Consider the following 20216-nt stretch of genomic DNA (forward strand, 5'->3'; position numbering starts at 1 on the left):
CCAGGTGGGGTCAGCGCTCGGTGCGTCGGCCGAGTTCGTTGTCGATGAAGGCGAACACGTCGTCGACGCTCGCCGAGTTGATGCGGTCGCTCACGGCTTCTTCGGACTTGGCACCGCCGTACTGGGCGAGCAGGTTGCGCAGGCGGGCCGCGACCCCGTCGCGGGCCAGGTCGTCGGCGGAGCTCGCGGCCAGTGCGGCCTCCAGCCGGTCGAGCTCGCCGGTGATCGACGGCCCGGTGTCGGCGCCGAGCAGCTCGCCCGCGAGGTAGGTGGCCAGCTCGTCGGGGGTCGGGTAGTCGAAGACCAGACCGGCGGGGAGCTTCAGGCCCGTGGCGGAGGCGAGGCTATTGCGCAGCTCCACGGCGGTCAGCGAGTCGAAGCCGAGGTCGCGGAACTGCTTGTCGTTGTCGATGGCCGCGGGCGAGGAGTGTCCGAGGACGCCCGCCGCGTGGCCGCGCACGAGGTCGACCAGGTACTTGGCACGTTCCTCGGCGGGCAACGCGGCCAAGGTCGCCGCCACGTCCGCAGAGGACGCATCGCTGCCCTCTGCCGTGCGCTTTCCGCCGCGCACGAGACCGCGCAGGACCGCCGCGACCGGCCCGTTGGCGCGGCCGGTGGTGATGCGGGCCGGGACGAGCACCGCGTCGTCGCGCGAGGTGGCGTCGTCGAACAACGCCATGCCCTGCCGGACCGACAGCGGCGGCATGCCGGTGCGGCCGATGCGGTCCATCGCGCCGTCCTGCAGATGTGCTGTCATGCCACCGGTTTGCGCCCACGGTCCCCACGCCAGCGACGTGGCGACCAGGCCCTGCGCGCGCCGGTGTTCGGCCAGTGCGTCGAGGAACGCGTTGGCCGCGGCGTAGTTGCCCTGACCGGCGCTGCCGAGCACGCCCGACACCGACGAGTAGAGCACGAACGCCTGGAGCTTCTGCTTCTTCGTGGCCTCGTGGAGGTTCCAGGCGCCGTCGACCTTGGGCCTGAAGACCTTCTCCAGCCGCTCCGGCGTGAGCGAGCCGATGATGCCGTCGTCGAGCACGCCGGCCGTGTGGATGACGGCCGTCAGCTTGACGCCCTTCACGACCTTCTTGACCGCCTTGAGGTCGGCGGTGTCACAGGCGGCGATCGTGACGTCCGCGCCGTGAGCGGTCAGTTCCGCTTGCAGCGCAACGGCATCGGGCGCGTCGCCGCCGCGCCGGGAGATCAGCAGCAGGCGTTTGACGCCGCGTTCGGCGACGAGGTGCCGCGCCAGCTCCGCGCCCAGACCACCCGTGCCGCCGGTGATGAGCACGGTGCCGTCCGGGTCCCACTGCGCCGTCTCGACGGTGTCGGTGACACGAGCGAGGCGGGCGACCTGCACCTGTCCGTCGCGGACGCGGGCCTGGGTCTCCCCCGCGTCGATCAGGCCGGTGGGCAGCGGGGCGCTGCCGTCGGTGTCGACGAGCAGGAACCGTCCGGGGTTCTCCGACTGGGCCGTGCGGACGAGGCCCTGGACGGTCGCGCTCGCCAGGCCGCTCGTCACGAACGCGAGCCGTTCCTCGCTCTGCTGCACCAGTTCCAGCGCCCTGGCGGCGAGCTCGTGGGCTTCTGCGACGCTGTCGCCGCTGAACCGGACCTCGCGGACGTCCTGCGCCGGCTGGGTTTCCGGTGCGGGCACCCATTCCAGGCGGAACAGCGAGTCCTGGTGTTGTTGTGCGGCAAGCGGTGCGCCGAAGACGATGTTGCGCGCCGAGACGACCGGAGCCCCGCTCTGGTCGACCGCGGCGAACCCGCCGTCGCTCAGCTTGACCCGCAACGTGCCGGCACCGATCGCGTGCAGGCTCACGCCGTGCCACTGGAGCGGCACCTGGTTCTCCTCGGTGATCCTGGTGGCGCGGTCGAGCAGGGCCGGGTGCACGCCGTAGAACTGGGCGTCCGTCGTGCCTTCCGGCAGCGTCACCTCCGCGTAGACGGCGTCGCCCGCCTGCCAGATCCGCTCGCCGATCGCGGTCGCACCCTTCGGCGGCCACTCGCCGACGGTGAAGCCGGCGCGGTACTCGCCCTCGCTCAGCACACCGGAGGCGATCCGGGTGAACGGCTGCTCGTCGTTCGGTCGCGTGTAGACGGTGAGGCTGCGCTTTCCGTTGTCCGGTGCGCCGACCCACACCTGCAGCACGCCGGGCGTGAGCGGCGCGGTGACCGTGAGCTCCTCGACCGTGCCGTAGCCGACCTGGTCCGCGGCCCGGAACGCGATCTCCGCGAACGCCGTCTCCGGGAACGCGACCGCGAGCCGGTTCGTGAACACCACCGCGTCTTCCTGCGCGACGGTCATGGCGGCGCCGAGCAGCGGGTGGTCGGCGGGCCCGAGGCCGAGTCCGGACGCGTCCGCGGCCTGCGCCATCGGCGTGGGCCAGTAGTGGTCGTGGTCGAACGCGTAGGTCGGGAGGTCGACGCGCTTGGCTCCGGTGCCGTCGAACGCCGCCGCCCAGTCGACGTCGGTGCCCTGGACGTGCAGCCTCGCGAGCGCGGTGAGCCACGCCGTCGTCTCGTCGCGGTCCTTGCGCAGCGCGGGAATCGCGCCGTCGACGAGCGCGGACAGCACCCCGTCCGGCCCGATCTCCAGGAAGGCGTTGACGCCCGCGGCTTCGAGGGTCGCGACGCCGTCCGCGAACCGCACGGTCTCCCGGACGTGCCGCACCCAGTACTCGGGCTCGGCGAGCTCGGGGCCTGCGACGCGGCCGGTCACGTTGGACACCACGGGAATGCGGGGCGCGGCGAACTCCAGCGCCGTCACGGCGGCGCGGAAGTCCTCCAGCATCGGCTCCATCAACGGCGAGTGAAACGCATGGCTGACCGGCAAACGCTTAGTCTTGCGGCCCTGCGCGGCGAACCCGTCGGCGATCTGTCGGACCGCCTTCTCCTCGCCGGCGAGCACCAGCGACCTCGGTCCGTTGATCGCCGCGATGGACACCTGGTCCGTGATCGCGACCTCTCCTTCCGCCGCTTCGACCGCGATCATGGCGCCGCCCGCGGGAAGTGCCTGCATGAGTGCGGCGCGCGCGTTCACCAGCTTCGCGGCGTCCTCCAGGCTCAGCACGCCGGCGACGTGGGCGGCCGCGATCTCGCCGACCGAGTGGCCGCCGACGTAATCCGGTTCGACGCCGAACGCCTCCGCGAGCCGGAACAGCGCGACCTCGACCGCGAACAACGCCCGTTGCGTGTTGCCGGTCCGGTCGAGCGCCTGTTCGTCCTCACCCCACAGGACGTCGCGCACGTCGACGTGCTCCAGCACCTCGTCGAGCGCCTTGCGGAACACCGGGAACCGCTCGTACAGCTCCCGTCCCATGCCGAGCCGCTGCGAGCCCTGTCCGGAGAACAGCACGGCCAGCTTGCGCCTGGTGGCCTGCCCCCGCGCGACCTCGGCGCCGTCCAGCAGCACCGCCCGGTGCTCGAACCGCGAGCGCTTGAGCAGCGAGAACCCGACGTCGAACGGGTCGGCCTCGACCGCCCGGATCCGCTCGACCTGAGCGCGCAGCGAAGCGGGGGACTTCGCCGAAACAACGAGCGGGGCCCCCTTGGGGGGACGCGAGGTCCCCACTCCAATCATCTCAGCCGGGTCTGACAATTCCGGAGCTGTCGGGGCGGCCTCCAGGATGACGTGCGCGTTCGTGCCGCTGATGCCGAACGACGAGACGCCCGCCCTGCGCGCGCGGTCCACCGACGGCCACGGGGTGGTCTCGGTGAGCAGCGAGACCGAGCCGGCCGTCCAGTCGACGTGCGACGACGGCTTGGACACATTGATCGTGCGCGGCAGCAGCCCGTGCCGCAGCGCCATCACCATCTTGATCACGCCGGCCGCACCGGCCGCTGCCTGCGTGTGGCCGATGTTCGACTTGATCGAGCCGAGCAGCAGCGGCTCGGAGCGGTCCTGGCCGTAGGTGGCCAGCAGCGCCTGCGCCTCGATCGGGTCGCCCAGCGTCGTGCCGGTGCCGTGCGCCTCGACCGCGTCGACGTCGGCGAACTTCAGGCCCGCCGAGGCCAGCGCCTGCCGGATCACCCGCTGCTGTGAGGGTCCGTTGGGGGCGGTCAGGCCGTTGGAAGCGCCGTCCTGGTTGACCGCGGAACCACGCACGACAGCAAGAACGTCATGCCCAGCGGCAACGGCATCAGACAGGCGCTCCACCACGAGCACACCGATGCCCTCGGACCATGCGGTGCCATCGGCGGTGTCGGAGAACGGTTTGCAACGGCCGTCACGCGCGAGGCCGTCCTGCAGCGAGAACTCCATGAACGCGCCCGGCGCGGACATCACCTGCACACCACCGGCCAGCGCGAGCGAGCACTCGCCGTTGCGCAGCGCCTGAACCGCCAGGTGCAGCGCGACCAGGGCGGACGAGCAGGCCGTGTCGATCGTCATCGACGGTCCCTCAAGCCCCAGCGCGTACGACAACCGGCCGGCGATCACGCTCGGCGAGGTGCCCGTGCCGGAGTAGCCCTCCAGCGCCTGCTCCGAGGCGAGCATCAGGTGCGCGTAGTCCTGCCCGGAAGCGCCGACGTAGACGCCGGTCCGCGACCCGCGCAGCGCCAGCGGGTCGATGCCGGTGCGTTCCAGGGCCTCCCACGACGCCTCCAGCACGAGCCGCTGGTGCGGGTCCATGGACACGGCCTCGCGCGGCGAGATCCCGAAGAACGCCGGGTCGAACGACGCGATGCCGTCGATGAACCCGCCCTGGCCGGTGACGGACTGTCCGGCGCCGTCGCCGACGAGGTTCTCATCCCAGCCGCGGTCGGACGGGAACCCGGTGATCGCGTCCCGCCCGCCGAGCACGAGGTCCCACAGCTCCTCCGGCGACGACACGCCGCCGGGGAACCGGCAGGCGATGCCGACGATCGCGATGGCCTCGTCCGAGACCTTCACCGAGTCCTCGACCTCGGCCGACCCGCCGAAGAGCTCCGCGATCAGGTGTTCCGCCAACGCCTGCGGGGTCGGGTAGTCGAACACGAGCGTCGCGGGCAGCGTCAGCCCGGTCGCCGTACCGAGCCGGTTGCGCAGCTCGACCGACGTCAGCGAGTCGAAGCCCAGCTGCCGGAACTCGCGGTCGGCGTCGATCGCGTCGGCCGACGAGTGCCCGAGCACGGCGGCGGCCTCACCCCGCACCAGGTCGACCAGGGTCCTGACGCGTTCAGCCGGGCGCACGTCCTGCAAGCCTTGCAGCGCAACGGTTCCCTGTGCCCGTGCCGCGGTCCGGCGGCCGCCGCGCAGCAGGTTGCGCAGCAACGGCGGCACCATCGTGGTGCTGGCTCCGGTGATGATCCGTGCGGGCACGACCAGCGGCTCGTCGACCCCGATGGCGGCGTCGAACAGCGCCAGGCCGTGCTCAAGCGAGATCGGCGGCATCGACGACTTCTCCAGCCGCTCCAGCGCGGCCGCGTCCATCGTCTTCGTCATGCCGACCTCGGACGTCCAGGCGCCCCAGGCCAGCGACACCGCGGGCAGGCCGCGGGAGCGCCGGTGTTGCGCCAGCGCGTCGAGGAACGCGTTGCCGGCCGCGTAGTTGCCCTGCCCGGCCGTGCCGAGCACGCCGGACACCGACGAGTACAGGACGAAGTGCGCGTCCGGCACCAGGGAGTGCAGGTTCCAGGCGGCGTCCACCTTGGGCCGCAACACCTTCTCCAGCCGTTCCGGTGTCATCGAGGCGATCACGCCGTCGTCCAGCACACCGGCCGTGTGCACGACCGCGGTCACGTTGTGTCCACTGAGGACTCGACGAAGCGCGTCCCGGTCGGCCACGTCGCAGGCCGCGATGGTGACGTCCGCGTCGAGCCGCGCCAGTTCCGCCGCCCCCGGCGAGTCGGGGCCACGACGACTGAGCAGCAACAGCTTCCGGGTGCCCCGCGCGACGAGGTGCCGCGCCAGTTCCGCGCCCAGGCCGCCGGTGCCACCGGTGATCACCACGGTGCCGTCAGGGTCCCAGCCCTCCGGCACGGTGATCACGATCTTGCCGATGTGCTTGGCACGGCTCATGAACCGGAACGCTTCGCGCGCCCGCCTCACATCCCACGCGGCGATCGGCAACGGCTTCAGGACGCCGCGCCCGAACAGGTCCACGAGCGCGACGAGCATGCGCTGGACGTGGTCGGGGTGCGCCTCGCCGAGGTCGAACGGCCGGTAGAAGATGCCCGGCACGTCCTCCCGCAGGTCGGTCTTGCCCATTTCCAGGAAGCGCCCGCCCTCGCCGAGCAGCCGCAGCGAGGCGTCGATGAACTCGCCGGTCAACGCGTTGAGCACGACGTCCACCCGCGGGAACTTGTGTTCGAAGCCGGTGTCGCGGGAGTTGCCGATGTGGTCGTCGTCGAGGCCGAGGCCGCGCAGGACGTCCCACTTGCCCTCGCTCGCGGTCGCGAACACCTCGGCGCCGAGGTGCTGAGCGACCTGGATCGCCGCCATGCCGACACCGCCGGCGCCGGCGTGGACGAGGACCTTCTCCCCCGGCCGCACGTTCCCGAGCTCGATCAACGCGTAGTAGGCGGTGAGGAAGACCAGCGGTACGGAGGCACCCTGCTCGAACGTCCAGCCGTCCGGAAGCCTGGTGAGATAAGGCTCTTCGATGACGCCGACCGGTCCCATTCCGCCGAAGAGCATGCCGAACACCGGGTCGCCGACCTTCAGCTCGGTGCACTCCGGTCCGACCTCGGTGACGACACCCGCCGCCTCCGCGCCGAACGAGCCGGCCTCTCCCGGATACATGCCGAGCGCGTTCAGCACGTCGCGGAAGTTCAGGCCCGCCGCCCTGATCGCGACCCGAACCTGCTTGCCCTGCAACGGTTCCGGCTGCCACGGGGCCAGCACGAGGTTGTCGAGGCTGCCCTTCGCGGTGGTGTCGAGCCGCCACGGTGTGCCGGTGGGCGGCACCAGCGCCGGCCCGGTCTGCAGACGCGCCAGCCGTCCGGCGTGGACGGTGCCGTCGCGCACGATCAGCTGCTGCTCCTCGGTGACGAGCATGCCGGGCGTCAGCACGCTGTGCTCGTCGAGGTCGACGAGCAGGAACTTGCCGGGGTTCTCGGCCTGCGCGGACCTGACCAGGCCCCACGCGGCCGCCGCGCCGAGGTCGGTGATCGGTTCGTCACCGATCGCCGCCGCGCCGCGCGTCACGAACACCACGCGTTCTTCGGCGTTCTGCAGGATCTCCAGCACGCGTTCGGTCGTCTCGTGCGCTGCCGCCGCGTCCGGACCGCCTTCGAGCTCCACGACCCGTGCGTCGATCTCGGCCGCTTCGCCGACCCGCACCGGCACCCAGTCGACGCGGAACAGCGACTCCGCCACGGGGTTCGCCGGCGCGGTCGCCGACGGCATCCGCACGACCAGCGACTTCACCGACAGCACCGGCGCGCCCTCGACGTCGGCCGCCGTGACCTCGACCGCGTCACCACCGGTGTGCTTGAGCCGGACCCGCAGCCGCGACGGCCCGATGGCGTGCAGGGACACGCCGTTCCACTCGAACGGCAGACCCTGCCCGGCCCCGTCGACGAACGTGATGGCGTGCAGTGCGGAGTCCAGCAGCGCCGGGTGCACGCCGAACGTCGCGGCGTCGTCGACGCTGTCCGGCAGGGCGACCTCGACGAGCACCTCGTCGCCGTGCCGCCACGCGTGCCGGAGCCCCTGGAAGATCGGCCCGTAGGCCAGTCCGCCTTCCGCGAGCGTCTCGTAGAACCCGTCCAGGTCGAGCGTTTCGGCGCCCGCGGGCGGCCACTCGGAGGTGTCGAGCTCGGCCTGGTGCGGACCTTCGGCGAGGGTGCCGCTGGCGTGCTGGATCCACTCGTCCGAGTCCGGCACCTGCGAGTGGACGCTGACGGGCCGGCGGCCGTGCTCGTCCGGTGCGCCGACCCTCACCTGGACGGCGACGGCGTCCCGTTCTGGCAGGACCAGCGGCACCACGATCGTGAGCCCGTCGACGCGGTCGCAGCCGACCATGTCGCCGGCACGGATCGCGAAGTCGAGGAACCCGGTGCCGGGGAACAGCACCGCGCCGCCGACGACGTGGTCCGCGATCCACGGGTGCGTGGTGAGGCTGAGACGTCCGCTGAGCACCAGCTCGTCCGTGCCCGCGACGGCGACGGCCGCGCCGAGCAGCGGATGCCCGCCCGGCCTCAGCCCGTACGCCGCGGGGTCTCCCGCGCGGCCGCCGACCGCGGCCTTGGGCCAGAACCGCTCGTGGTCGAACGGGTAGGTCGGCAGCGTGACGAGCCGGCCGCCCTTGAGCCACGGAGTCCAGTCAACATTGATTCCGTCAACATGTACTTGGCCGAGTGCGGTGGCCAGTGCGGCCACTTCGGTCTTGTTCCTCCGCAACGTCGGGATCGAGCCGTCCACCAGTGCGGACAGCACCCCGTCCGGTCCGACCTCTAGGAACTTGGTGGCCGGGATCTTCGCGACGTTGTCGGTGAACCGCACGGCGTCCCGCACGTGGCGGACCCAGTACTCGGGGTCGGTGACGTCGCCCGTGGTGCTGATCGGGATCTTCGGCTGACTGAACCGGATGCCCTCGATCGCCCGCCGGAAGTCGTCGAGCATCGGTTCCATCAACGGCGAGTGGAACGCGTGGCTGACCTTGAGCCGCTTGTTCTTCTCGTAGCGGCTCGCGATGGCCTCGACCTCTGCCTCGTCGCCCGCGATCACCACGCTGGTCGGCCCGTTGATCGCCGCGATCGACACGTTGCTCGTGAGGTGCCTGCTCACCTCTTCTTCGGTCGCCTGCACGGCCACCATGGCGCCCGTCTGCGGAAGAGCTTGCATCAGGCTGGCGCGCGCGCTCACGAGCTTCGCCGCGTCCTCCAGGCTCAGCACGCCCGCGACGTGCGCCGCCGCGATTTCCCCGATCGAGTGACCCGCGAGGTGGGCGGGCTTGATGCCGAACGCCTGCAGCAGCCGGTAAAGCGCCGTCTGGAACGCGAACAACGCCGGCTGCGTGTACCCGGTCTGGTTGAGCCGCTCCTCGTCGTCGCCCCAGACGACGCTCTTCAGCTCGGGGTCGAGGTGCGCGAGCACGTCGTCGAACGCGTCCGCGAACTCCGGGAACCGCGCGTACAGTTCCTTGCCCATGCCGAGACGCTGCGAGCCCTGCCCGGAGAACAGCACGGCCAGGGTGTGCTCTCCCGCCACCCCGGCGGCGACCTCGGCGCCGTCGAACAGCACGGCCCGGTGCTCGAACAACGCGCGCGACTTCACCAGCGAGTACGCGACGTCGACCTCGGCCGCCTCGACCGCGCGGATCCGCTCGACCTGTGCCCGCAGCGCTTGAGCGGACTTCGCCGAGACCACCAGCGGCACCACTCCGGCCTCCGGCACCACTCCGGCCTCCGGCACCACTCCGGCCTGCGGCACCACTCCGGCCTGCGGCACCACTCCGGCCTCCGGCACCGCTTCGGCCTGCAGCACCGTTCCCGACGCCTGCGGCACCGCTGCGGCCTGCGGCACCGCGCCGGCCTGCAGCACCGCTCCGACCTGCGGAATCGATCCGGATTGGCCGACCCCCTGGGGGGAGCCACCCCCCATCCCAATCATCTCAGGCAGGTCTGACAGTTTTGGCGCCTCAAGGATCACGTGGGCGTTCGTGCCCGAGATGCCGAAGGACGACACGCCCGCGCGCCACGGCCGGTCGACCGAAGGCCACGGCGTGTTCGAGGTGAGCAGCGAGACCGCGCCCGCCGACCAGTCGACGTGCGACGAGGGCTCGGTGACGTGCAAGGTCCGCGGCAGCAGGCCGTGCTGGAACGCCAGCACCATCTTGATCACGCCCGCCACACCGGCCGCCGCCTGCGTGTGGCCGAGGTTCGACTTCACCGAGCCCAGCCACAGCGGGTCGGCGCGGTCCTGCCCGTACACGGTCAGCAGCGCCTGCGCCTCGATCGGGTCGCCCAGCACGGTGCCGGTGCCGTGCGCCTCGACAGCGTCCACATCGGACGGAGAAAGCCCGCCGGACGCAAGCGCTTGCCGGATGACCCGTTGCTGCGACGGGCCGTTCGGGGCGGTGAGCCCGTTGGAGGCGCCGTCCTGGTTGAACGCCGACCCGCGCACGACCGCCAGCACGGGATGTCCGGCGGCGACGGCGTCGGACAGCCGTTCCACGACGAGGATGCCGACGCCTTCGGACCAGCCGGTGCCGTCCGCGGACTCCGAGAACGCCTTGCACAGCCCGTCCGGTGCGAGTCCGCCCTGCCGCGAGAACCCGGAGAACGACGTCGGCGTCGCCATCACCGTCACGCCACCGGCCAGCGCCAGCGAGCACTCACCGCCGCGCAGCGCCTGCGCGGCGAGGTGCAGCGCGACCAGGGCCGACGAGCACGCCGTGTCGATCGTGACGGCCGGGCCCTCCAGGCCCAGCGCGTAGGAGATGCGGCCGGAGATCACCGACGCCGCCAGTCCGGTGCCCGCGTGGCCTTCCAGGTCTTCGTTGGAGGCCATGACGACGTGCTGGTAGTCCTGCCCGTTCGTGCCGATGAAGACGCCGGTCCGCGAGCCCCGCAACGACGACGGGTCGACGCCTGCTCGTTCGACGGCCTCCCAGGAGGTTTCGAGCAGCAGCCTCTGCTGCGGGTCCATCGCCAGCGCTTCCCGCGGCGAGATGCCGAAGAACGCCGGGTCGAAGTCGGCGACGCCGGTCAGGAAGCCGCCGCGCGAGGTCGAGCTCTGCAGCGAGGTGAGGTCCCAGCCGCGGTCGGCCGGGAAGTCCGACATCGCGTCCTCACCCGCGACCAGCAGCCGCCACAGGTCTTCCGGCGAGTCGATGCCGTTCGGGAAGTGGCACGCCATGCCGATGATCGCGATGTCGTCGGTGGTCTGCACGACCGAGACGTCGTCGACGTCGCCTCCCTCACCGAGCAGCTCGGCGAGCAGGTGCTCGGCCAGCACGCGCGGTGACGGGTAGTCGAACACCAGGCCGGCGGGCAGTGCGAGGCCGGTGATCTCGGTGAGCTGGTTGCGCAGCTCGACCGCCGTGAGCGAGTCGAACCCGATGTCGCGGAACGCCTTCTCACTCGCCACCGCTTCCTTGCCCGCGTGGCCGAGCACCTGGGCCGCGCGGGTCCGGACCAGCTCCAGGACGGGCTCGATCCGTTCCGCGGCAGGCAGTTCGCGCAGGCTGCGACGCAGTTCCGCGCCGGCCGACTCGCTGTCGCGGCGCGCGGCGGCCAGGTCGTCCAGCACCTCGCGGGCGCCGGGCAGCTCGGCCAGCACGGGCGACGGGCGCAGGCTCAGCAACGCGCCGAGCAGCTGCGGGTGGTGAATGTCCGCGATCACGGCCGTGGGGGCGGACTCCGCCACCACGCAGCGCATCGCGGCGACCGCGAGCTTCGGGTCCAAAGTGGACGCACCGACGGACTTGATGGTCTGCGCGACGCGTTCTTCACCGGCCATGCCGTCGCCGGCCCACGCGCCCCACGCGATCGACGTCGCGGCCAGGCCTTGTGCACGGCGCTGCGCGGCGATGGCGTCGAGCACGGCGTTGGCGGCGGCGTAGTTGGCCTGGCCGGGGTTGCCGACGGCGCCCGCTACCGACGAAAACAGGACGAACGCGTCGAGGTCGAGCTCGCGCGTCAGCTCGTCGAGCAGGAACGCCGAGGTGACTTTCGCCTGGAACACGTCAGTGAACCGCTCCGGCGTGAGCCCGTCGAGCACACCGTCGTCCAGCACACCGGCCGCGTGCACGACGGCCTTCACATCGGGGGTCAGCACCGCGGCCAGGTCGTCGCGGTTCGCGGCATCGCACTTGACGACCTCGACGCCCAGCTCCGCTACGACCTCCGCCGCGCCGGGCGCGTCCATGCCACGCCGGCTCAGCAGCACGACCTTCTCCGCACCCCGCGCGACGAGGTCGCGCGCAACGTGCTTGCCGAGCGCGCCGGTGCCGCCGGTGATCACGACGGTGCCGGTCGGCTGCCACTCCCCGGACGCCCGTGGCGCCACCAGAATCCGCCGCCCGAACACGCCGGACGCCCTGATCGCGACCTGGTCCTCGTCCCCGCCGAGCACCGCCGCGAACCGTTGCGCCGCACGGTCGTCGAGCTCGGCGGGCAGGTCGACCAGGCCGCCCCAGCGGTTCGGGTGCTCCAGCGCGGCGACCCGGCCGAGGCCCCACACACCGGCCTGCCAGGGGCTGGTGACGGCGTCCGCGCGCCCGGTCGACACCGCGCCGCGCGTCACCACCCACAGCGGCGCCAGGACACCGGCGTCACCGAGCGCCTGGACCAACGCGGTGGTCGCGGTGATCGGCGCGAGCTCCTCACCGGACACCGGCAGCAACACCACGCCGGTGAACCGCTCCTGCGCGAACTCCGCCAGCCGATGCGCCAGACTCTCGCGTTCGAACTGATCGACAGCGATCGCCGTGACGTCACCGAGCGCGTCGAACAGCTTCTCGTCGTGGCCGATCATGAGCCACTTGCCGGGTTTCGCGGTGAGACCGGTGATCGGCTGCCAGCTCTCCCCGTGCAGCCACGACTCCACAGTGGACTGAGCCCTGCGCTTGCCCCTCCACGCCGACAGCGCGGGCAGCACACCCGCGAGCGTCTCGCCGTCGAGGTCGAGCGTGGCGGCGAGCGACGCGACGTCCTCCTGCTCGACGGCGGTCCAGAAGGCGGCGTCGGCCGGGTCCGCCGCCACCGCCGCGGTCGCGGCCTCCGGCCAGAACCGCTCGTGCTGGAACGGGTACGTCGGCAGGTCGATCCCGCGCCCGCCCCGGTAGCAGCTCGACCACTCGACGTGGACGCCGCTGACGTGCAGCCTGGCGAGCGCCGCCAGGAACGCCTCGGGTTCGCTCCTGTCCCTGCGCTGCACCGGAATCGCGCCGTCGACGAGCGCGGCCAGCACACCGTCCGGCCCGATCTCCAGGAACGCGTTCGCGCCCTGTTCCTCAAGCCGTGCGACGTTGTCGGTGAACCGGACCGTGTCACGGACGTGACCGACCCAGTACTCGGGGTCCGTGACATCGCCCGTGGCCGCGATCGGGATCTTCGCCTCGGCGAACCGGATTCCCGCGATCGCGCTGCGGAACGCGTCGAGCATCGGTTCCATCAACGGCGAGTGGAACGCGTGACTGACCGGCAGCCGCTTGCTCTTGCGGCCGGGGAATCGCGCGACCACCGCCCGCGCTTCCTCCTCGACCCCCGCGACGACCAGCGAGTCGGCCGCGTTCACCGCCGCGATCGACACACCGTCCGTCAGGTGCGGGGCAACCTCGTCCTCGGTCGCCTGCAACGCGATCATCACGCCACCGGGTGGCAGTGCCTGCATGAGGTCCGCCCTGGCCCGGACGAGCCTCGCCGCGTCTTCGAGGCTCAGGACACCCGCGACGTGCGCGGCCGAGATCTCGCCGATCGAGTGCCCGGCGAGCAGGCGCGGGGTGACGCCGAACGACTCCACCAGCCGGTACAGGGCCACCTCGACGGCGAACAGCGCGGGCTGGGTGTTCCCGGTCCGGTTCAGCGCGTCGGCGTCCTCACCCCACATGACCTCGCGGACGTCTGCAAGGTGCTCAAGCACCTCGTCCAACGCCCGCTTGAAGGCCGGGAACGCTTCGTACAGCTCACGCCCCATGCCGAGCCGCTGCGCGCCTTGACCCGAGAACACCATGGCGAGCGTCTTCCCTGACGCCTCACCACTGGCCAGTACATCGCCGTCCAGCAGCACGGCCCGGTGCTCGAACAACGTACGCCGGTGCAACAACGAGTACCCGATGTCGACCGCGTCCGCCTCCACGGCGCGAACCCGCTCGATCTGCGCTTCCAACGCCGCCGCGGACCTCGCCGACACCAGCCACGGCACGCCCACGCCCTGAATCGATCCCGCCTGGGGGCCCCGGGGGGAGACCGAGGTCCCCACTCCAATCGTCCCACGCAGGCCCGACGAATCCGCGCCCACAAGATCGACAACGGCCGAGTTGTCCACAGGCGCCGAGTTGTCCACAGATTCCGCGCCGACAGTCTGACCAGCGTTTTCGGCGAGTACGCTGGAAATCGGGGGGATCCCCGACGGCGCTTCCAAGATCACGTGGGCGTTGGTGCCGGACAGGCCGAAGGACGACACGCCCGCGCGCCACGGCCGGTCCACCGAAGGCCACGGAGTGTTCGAGGTGAGCAGCGAGACCGCGCCCGCCGACCAGTCGACGTGCGACGAGGGCTCGGTGACGTGCAAGGTCCGCGGCAGCAGGCCGTGCTGGAACGCCAGCACCATCTTGATCACGCCCGCCACACCGGCAGCCGCCTGCGTGTGGCCGAGGTTCGACTTGATCGCGCCCAGGTGGAGCGGGGCGCCGGTGCGGTCGCGGCCGTAGGTGGCGAGCAGGGCCTGGGCTTCGATCGGGTCGCCGAGGCGGGTGCCGGTGCCGTGGGCTTCGACCGCGTCGACGTCCGAAGTGGACAGTCCGGCGTTGGCGAGGGCCTGGCGGATCACGCGTTGCTGTGCGGGACCGTTCGGCGCGGTGAGGCCGTTGGAAGCGCCGTCCTGGTTCACCGCCGAGCCGCGCACGACGGCCAGCACGGTGTGGCCGTTGCGCAGCGCGTCGGACTGGCGTTCGACGACCAGCACGCCGACGCCCTCGGCCCAGCCGGTGCCGTCGGCGTTGTCGGAGAACGCGCGGCAGCGGGCGTCCGCCGCCAAGCCGCCCTGCGCGTTGAAGCCGGCGAAGTTCATCGGCGTGGACATCACCGTCACGCCGCCGACCAGCGCCAGCGTCGACTCGCCCGAACGCAGCGACTGGGCCGCCAGGTGCAGTGCTACCAAGGACGAAGAGCAGGCGGTGTCGATCGTGAGTGCCGGGCCCTCGAAGCCGAACGTGTAGGACAGGCGGCCGGAGATCACCGCGGCGGCCAGGCCCGTGGAGGCGTGGCCCTCGATGTCGCCGCGCGCCCGCAGCACGAGGTTCGTGTAGTCCTGACCGTTCGTGCCGACGAACACGCCGGTCTTGGAGCCGCGCAACGTGGCGGCGTTGATGCCCGCGCGTTCGACGGCCTCCCAGGAGACTTCGAGCAGCTGGCGTTGCTGCGGGTCCATCGCGAGGGCTTCGCGCGGCGAGATGCCGAAGAACGCCGGGTCGAACTCCGCTGCCCCGTACAGGAAGCCGCCCTCGACCGTGCCGCCGGCCGCGAGCGCGTCCTGTTCCCAGCCGCGGTCGGTCGGGAAGCTCGCGATCGCGTCGGTGCCGTCGGCCAGCAGCCGCCAGAGGTCCTCGGGGGTCGCGACGCCACCGGGGAAGCGGCACGCCATGCCGACGATCACGATCGGGTCGTCCGCGTCCGCCACGCCTTGCGCGGTCACGTCGAGATCCGCGCCCTCGCCGGTCAGTTCGGCCAGCAGGTGCTCGGCCAGCACGAGCGGCGTCGGGTAGTCGAAGATCAACGTGGCGGGCAGCGTCAGGCCGGTGGCCAGCGCCAGGGCGTTGCGCAGCTCGATCGCGGTCAGCGAGTCGAAGCCGAGTGCGCGGAACTCCTTCTCGGCGCCGACCGCGTCGGCGTTGGCGTACCCGATGACCTTCGCGGCCTCGGCGCGCACCACGTCGACGATGATCCGCACGCGTTCGGCGTTGGGCAGACCGGCGAGCTTGGCGAGCAGACCGCCGGCGACGACCTCTCGTGCGGCGGTGCGCCGGCTCGCGCGCACCAGGCCGCGCATGATCGCGGGAACGTCGCCTTGTGCGGCACCGCCGCCGGAAGCGAGCGGAACGAGCAGTGGCTCGCCCGACGAGACGGCCGCGTCGAAGAGCGCCAGGCCCTGCTCGACGGACAGCATCGGCATGCGGCGCAGATCGCCGTCGTCCAATGTGGACGTCATACCGGTGTCCCAGGCACCCCAGGCCAACGACAGCGCGGGCAGGCCCAGGCCGTGGCGATGTGCGGCGAGGGCATCCAGGAACGCGTTGGCGGCGGCGTAGTTGCCCTGACCGGCGGCACCCATCACGCCCGACACCGACGAGTACAGGATCAGCTGCGCATCACCCGCGAGCTCGTGGAGGTGCCACGCCGCATCGACCTTGGGGCGCATCACGGTGGACAGCCGTTCGGGCGTCAGCGAACCGATCACGCCGTCGTCCAGAACGCCGGCGGTGTGGATCACGGCGGTCGGCCGCACGCCGTCGAGCAGCTCGGCGACGGCAGCGCGTTCGGTGACGTCGCAGGACTTCACCTCGACGTCCGCACCCAGCGCGACCAGCTCGTCCCGCAGGTCCGCGGCGCCGGGGGCGTCGAGACCGCGGCGGCTGATGAGCAGCAACCTGCGCTGGCCGCGCGTCACGAGGTGGCGGGCGAGGACGGCGCCGAGACCGCCCGTGCCGCCGGTGATCAGGACCGTGCCGTCGGAATCCCATTCGCGCACAACGGTTTCCGTCACGCGGGCGAGTCGGCCCGCGAAGACCTCGCCGGCCCGCACGACGACCTGGGTCTCCCCCGCGTCGATCAGCCCGCCGAGGCCGGGCAGCAGCGCTTCCGACTCGGGGGCGTCGTCGAGGTCGACCAGCAGGTAGCAGCCGGGGTTCTCGGTCTGCGCGGACCGCACCAGGCCCCAGACGGCAGCGGCCGCGACGTCGTCACCGGTGACCGCGCCACGCGTGACGAAGATCAGCCGCTCAGCGGCTTCCTGAAGGGTGGCAAGCGTTTCCGCAACCAGAGCGTGCGCGGATTCCGGTGACTGCTCCCCTGTCACGTGCACGAGCGTCGCGGTGCCGGGCGTGTAGGTGACGGGGACCCAGTCGAGGCGGAACAGCGAGTCGACGCCGCTCTGCGCGGCCAGCTCGCCGAGCGGTTCGATGCTGACGCATTCGGCCGTCAGCACGGGCTCGCCGGTGACGTCGACCGCGTTCAGCGACACGCCACCGTCCACAGCGGACAGCCGGATCCGGACGACCTCGGCACCGTTCGCGTACAGGGAGACGCCGCGCCAGTCCGCCGGAACACCGTCGAGGCCGAGGAAGGCGGACGCGTGCGTGGCCGCGTCCAGCAACGCCGGGTGCACGCCGAAACCCTGCGCGTCCACGGGCAGCGCGATCTCGGCGAACACCTCCTGGCCTCGCCGCCAGGCCGCGCGCAGGCCCTGGAACGCTTCCCCGTAGGGCGTTTCGTCGTAGAAGCCGTCGAGGTCGACGACGGTCGCGCCCCTCGGTGGCCATTCGGTGTCCCTGGCCGGCGCCGGAACCGCCTGCCCGAGAACGCCGTTCGCGTGCTCGGTCCAGTCGTGGTCGCCGCGCCGCGCGTGGAACCGGAACGCGCCGTCGCGCCCGACCTGGAACTGCACCTGGACGGCACCGCTGTCCGGTAGCACCAGCGGCGCGACCTGCGTGAGCCGCTCGACACGGGAGTAGCCGGCGAGGTCGGCGGCGCGGAACGCCAGTTCAAGCACGCCCGCGGTCGGGAACACGACGTGGTCGGCGAGCCACGCCGTCCTGGTCAGCGTGCCGGTCAGGATCAGCTCACCGGAGCCCGCCACGGTCATCGCCGCGCCCAGCAGCGGGTGCTCGGCCGGGGTGAGGCCGAGGCTCGCCGCGTCGCCCGCGCTCACCGACACCGACGGCCAGTAGCGGTCGTGCTGGAACGCGTAGGTGGGGACGTCGACGCGCTTGCCGTTGGGGTAGAACGGTTTCCAGTCGACCGCGACGCCCACGACGTGCAGGCGGGCCAGTGCGGTGATGAACGTCGTGCGCTCGTCGCGGTCCTTGCGCTGGGCCGGGATGGCTCCGTCGACCAGGGCCGCGAGCACACCGTCGGGGCCGATCTCCAGGAACGTCTTGTCGCCCAGGCGGGTCACGGTGTCGTGGAAGCGGACGGTGTCGCGGACGTGACGGACCCAGTACTCGGGGTTCGCCACGTCGCCGAGGCCGGGGATGGCCGGGGTGTGGAAGGTGATGTCACTGATGGCCGCGCGGAAATCGTCGAGCATCGGGTCCATCAACGGCGAGTGGAACGCATGGCTCACAGCCAGCTGCTTCGACTTGCGGCCGGCGAACCTCGCCACCAGCGCACGGGCCTCGTCTTCTTTGCCCGCGATGACCATCGAGTCCGGCCCGTTGATCGCAGCGATGGAAATACCCGGCGTCAGAGTGATCTCGTCCTCAGTGGCCTGTAGCGCGATCATCACGCCACCCGGCGGCAACGCCTGCATGAGGGCCGCACGAGCCTGGACCAGCTTCGCAGCGTCTTCCAGGCTGAACACACCCGCGACGTACGCAGCCGCGATCTCACCGATCGAGTGACCGCTGACGTACGCCGGCGTGACGCCGTAGGACTCCAGCAACCGGTAGAGGGCGACTTCGAACGCGAACAGCGCGGGTTGGGTGTTGCCCGTCTGGTTCAGCGCATCCTCGTCACCCCACATGACGTCGCGCAGGGCCGGATCGAGGTGCGCGAGGACCTCGTCGAGCGCCTCGCGGAACACCGGGAACGCCTCGTACAGCCCCTTGCCCATGCCGGCGCGCTGCGCGCCCTGCCCGGAGAACAGCAGGGCGAGCTCGGTGCGCCGCGCGAGTCCGGTCGCGATCTCGGCACCGTCGAGCAACACCGCGCGGTGCTCGAACAACGCGCGCGTGGTCGCCAACGAGAACCCGATGTCCACCGGATCGCCGTCGAGCGCGCGCACCCGTTCGATCTGCGCCGCGAGAGAGGTCTCGGTCTTCGCCGACACCAGCCACGGAATCGATCCGGATTGGCCGGCCCCCTGGGGGGATCGGGTCCCCACTCCAATCGTCTCAGGCAGGTCTGACAATTCCTGGCCGGAGGCGGCCGGCTCGGGCGGGCCTTCCAGGATCACGTGCGCGTTCGTGCCGGAGACGCCGAACGACGAGACGGCGGCACGTGGGGCTCGGTCGGAGGAGGGCCAGGCCACGGCGGTGGTGGCGAGCTCGACGGCACCGGCGGTCCAGTCGACGTGCGTGGACGGGCGCGACACGTGCAGGGTCGCGGGCACCACGCCGTGCCGCATCGCCTGGACCATTTTGATGACGCCGGCGACACCGGCGGCGGCCTGGGTGTGGCCGATGTTCGACTTCACCGAGCCGAGCAACAGCGGCGTGGGGCGGTCGGTGCCGTAGGTGGCGAGAAGACTGCGGGCCTCGATCGGGTCGCCGAGCGGGGTGCCGGTGCCGTGGGCTTCGACGACGTCCACGTCGGCGGGTGACAGGCCCGCGCGGTCGAGGGCGGCGCGGATGACGCGTTGTTGCGCGCGGCCGTTGGGGGCGGTGAAGCCGTTCGAGGCGCCGTCGGAGTTGACGGCGGAGCCGCGCACGACGGCGAGGACCGGGTAGCCCGACGCGAGCGCGTCGGACAGGCGGGCGAGCACGAGCACGCCGACGCCTTCGGACCAGCCCGTGCCGTCGGCGTCGTCGGAGAAGGCCTTGCATCGACCGTTGCGCGCGAGTCCGCCCTGACGGGAGAACTCGACCAGGGAGCCGGGCGTGCACATGACGTTCACACCGCCGGCGAGAGCGAGGCCGCACTCTCCCGCGCGCAATGCGTGCACGGCCAGGTGCATTGCCACCAAAGAAGAAGAGCAGGCCGTGTCGACGGTCAGGGTCGGACCTTCGAGGCCCAGGGCGTAGGAGATGCGCCCGGACTCGGCGGAGGCCGCGATACCGGTGCCGACGTCACCCGTTGCGTCGTCGAGGCCGCGGATCAGCAGATGTTCGTAGTCCTGGCCGTTGGTGCCGACAAAAACACCGGTGCGTGAGCCGCGCAGAGACGACGGGTCGATGCCGGACCGTTCGATGGCCTCCCAGGAGGTTTCCAGCAGCAGGCGCTGCTGCGGGTCCATCGTCACGGCCTCGCGCGGCGAGATGCCGAAGAACGCCGGGTCGAAGTCCGCGATGCCGTGCAGGAAGCCGCCCTGCACCGAGACGCTGTGGCCGCGTTCGTCGACGCCGCTGCCGAGCAACGCGTCGACGTCCCAGCCGCGGTCGGCCGGGAAGCCGGTGATCGCGTCACGCCCGGACGACACCAGCTCCCACAGCTCCTCCGGCGAGCTGATGCCGCCGGGGAAGCGGCACGCCATCCCGATGATGGCGATCGGTTCGGTGGCGGCCGCGACGAGCTGCCTGTTCTGCTTGCGCAGCCGCTCCGCCTCCTTCATCGCGGCGCGGAGAGCCTCGACAACCTTCTCGCTGGAGGTACTCATTCATCAGCTCCGTCAGTCCAGCCGGACACGGTCATCCCGCCAGCAATTCCAGCAGCCGAAGCGGTAGCGATTTCCTCAGAAAAAACGGCCGGCC

At 71.5% G+C, this 20216-nt stretch carries 1 protein-coding gene; it reads right to left on the reverse strand.

Going from position 1 to position 20216, the window contains the following annotated elements:
* Positions 1 to 10: 10 nt before the first annotated feature.
* Positions 11 to 20122, reverse strand: a complete 20112-nt coding sequence (locus tag ACWEIJ_RS07120) for a type I polyketide synthase (protein ID WP_449836254.1) — start codon at positions 20120 to 20122, stop codon at positions 11 to 13.
* Positions 20123 to 20216 lie beyond the last annotated feature (94 nt).

This window comes from Lentzea sp. NPDC004789 (assembly GCF_053601075.1).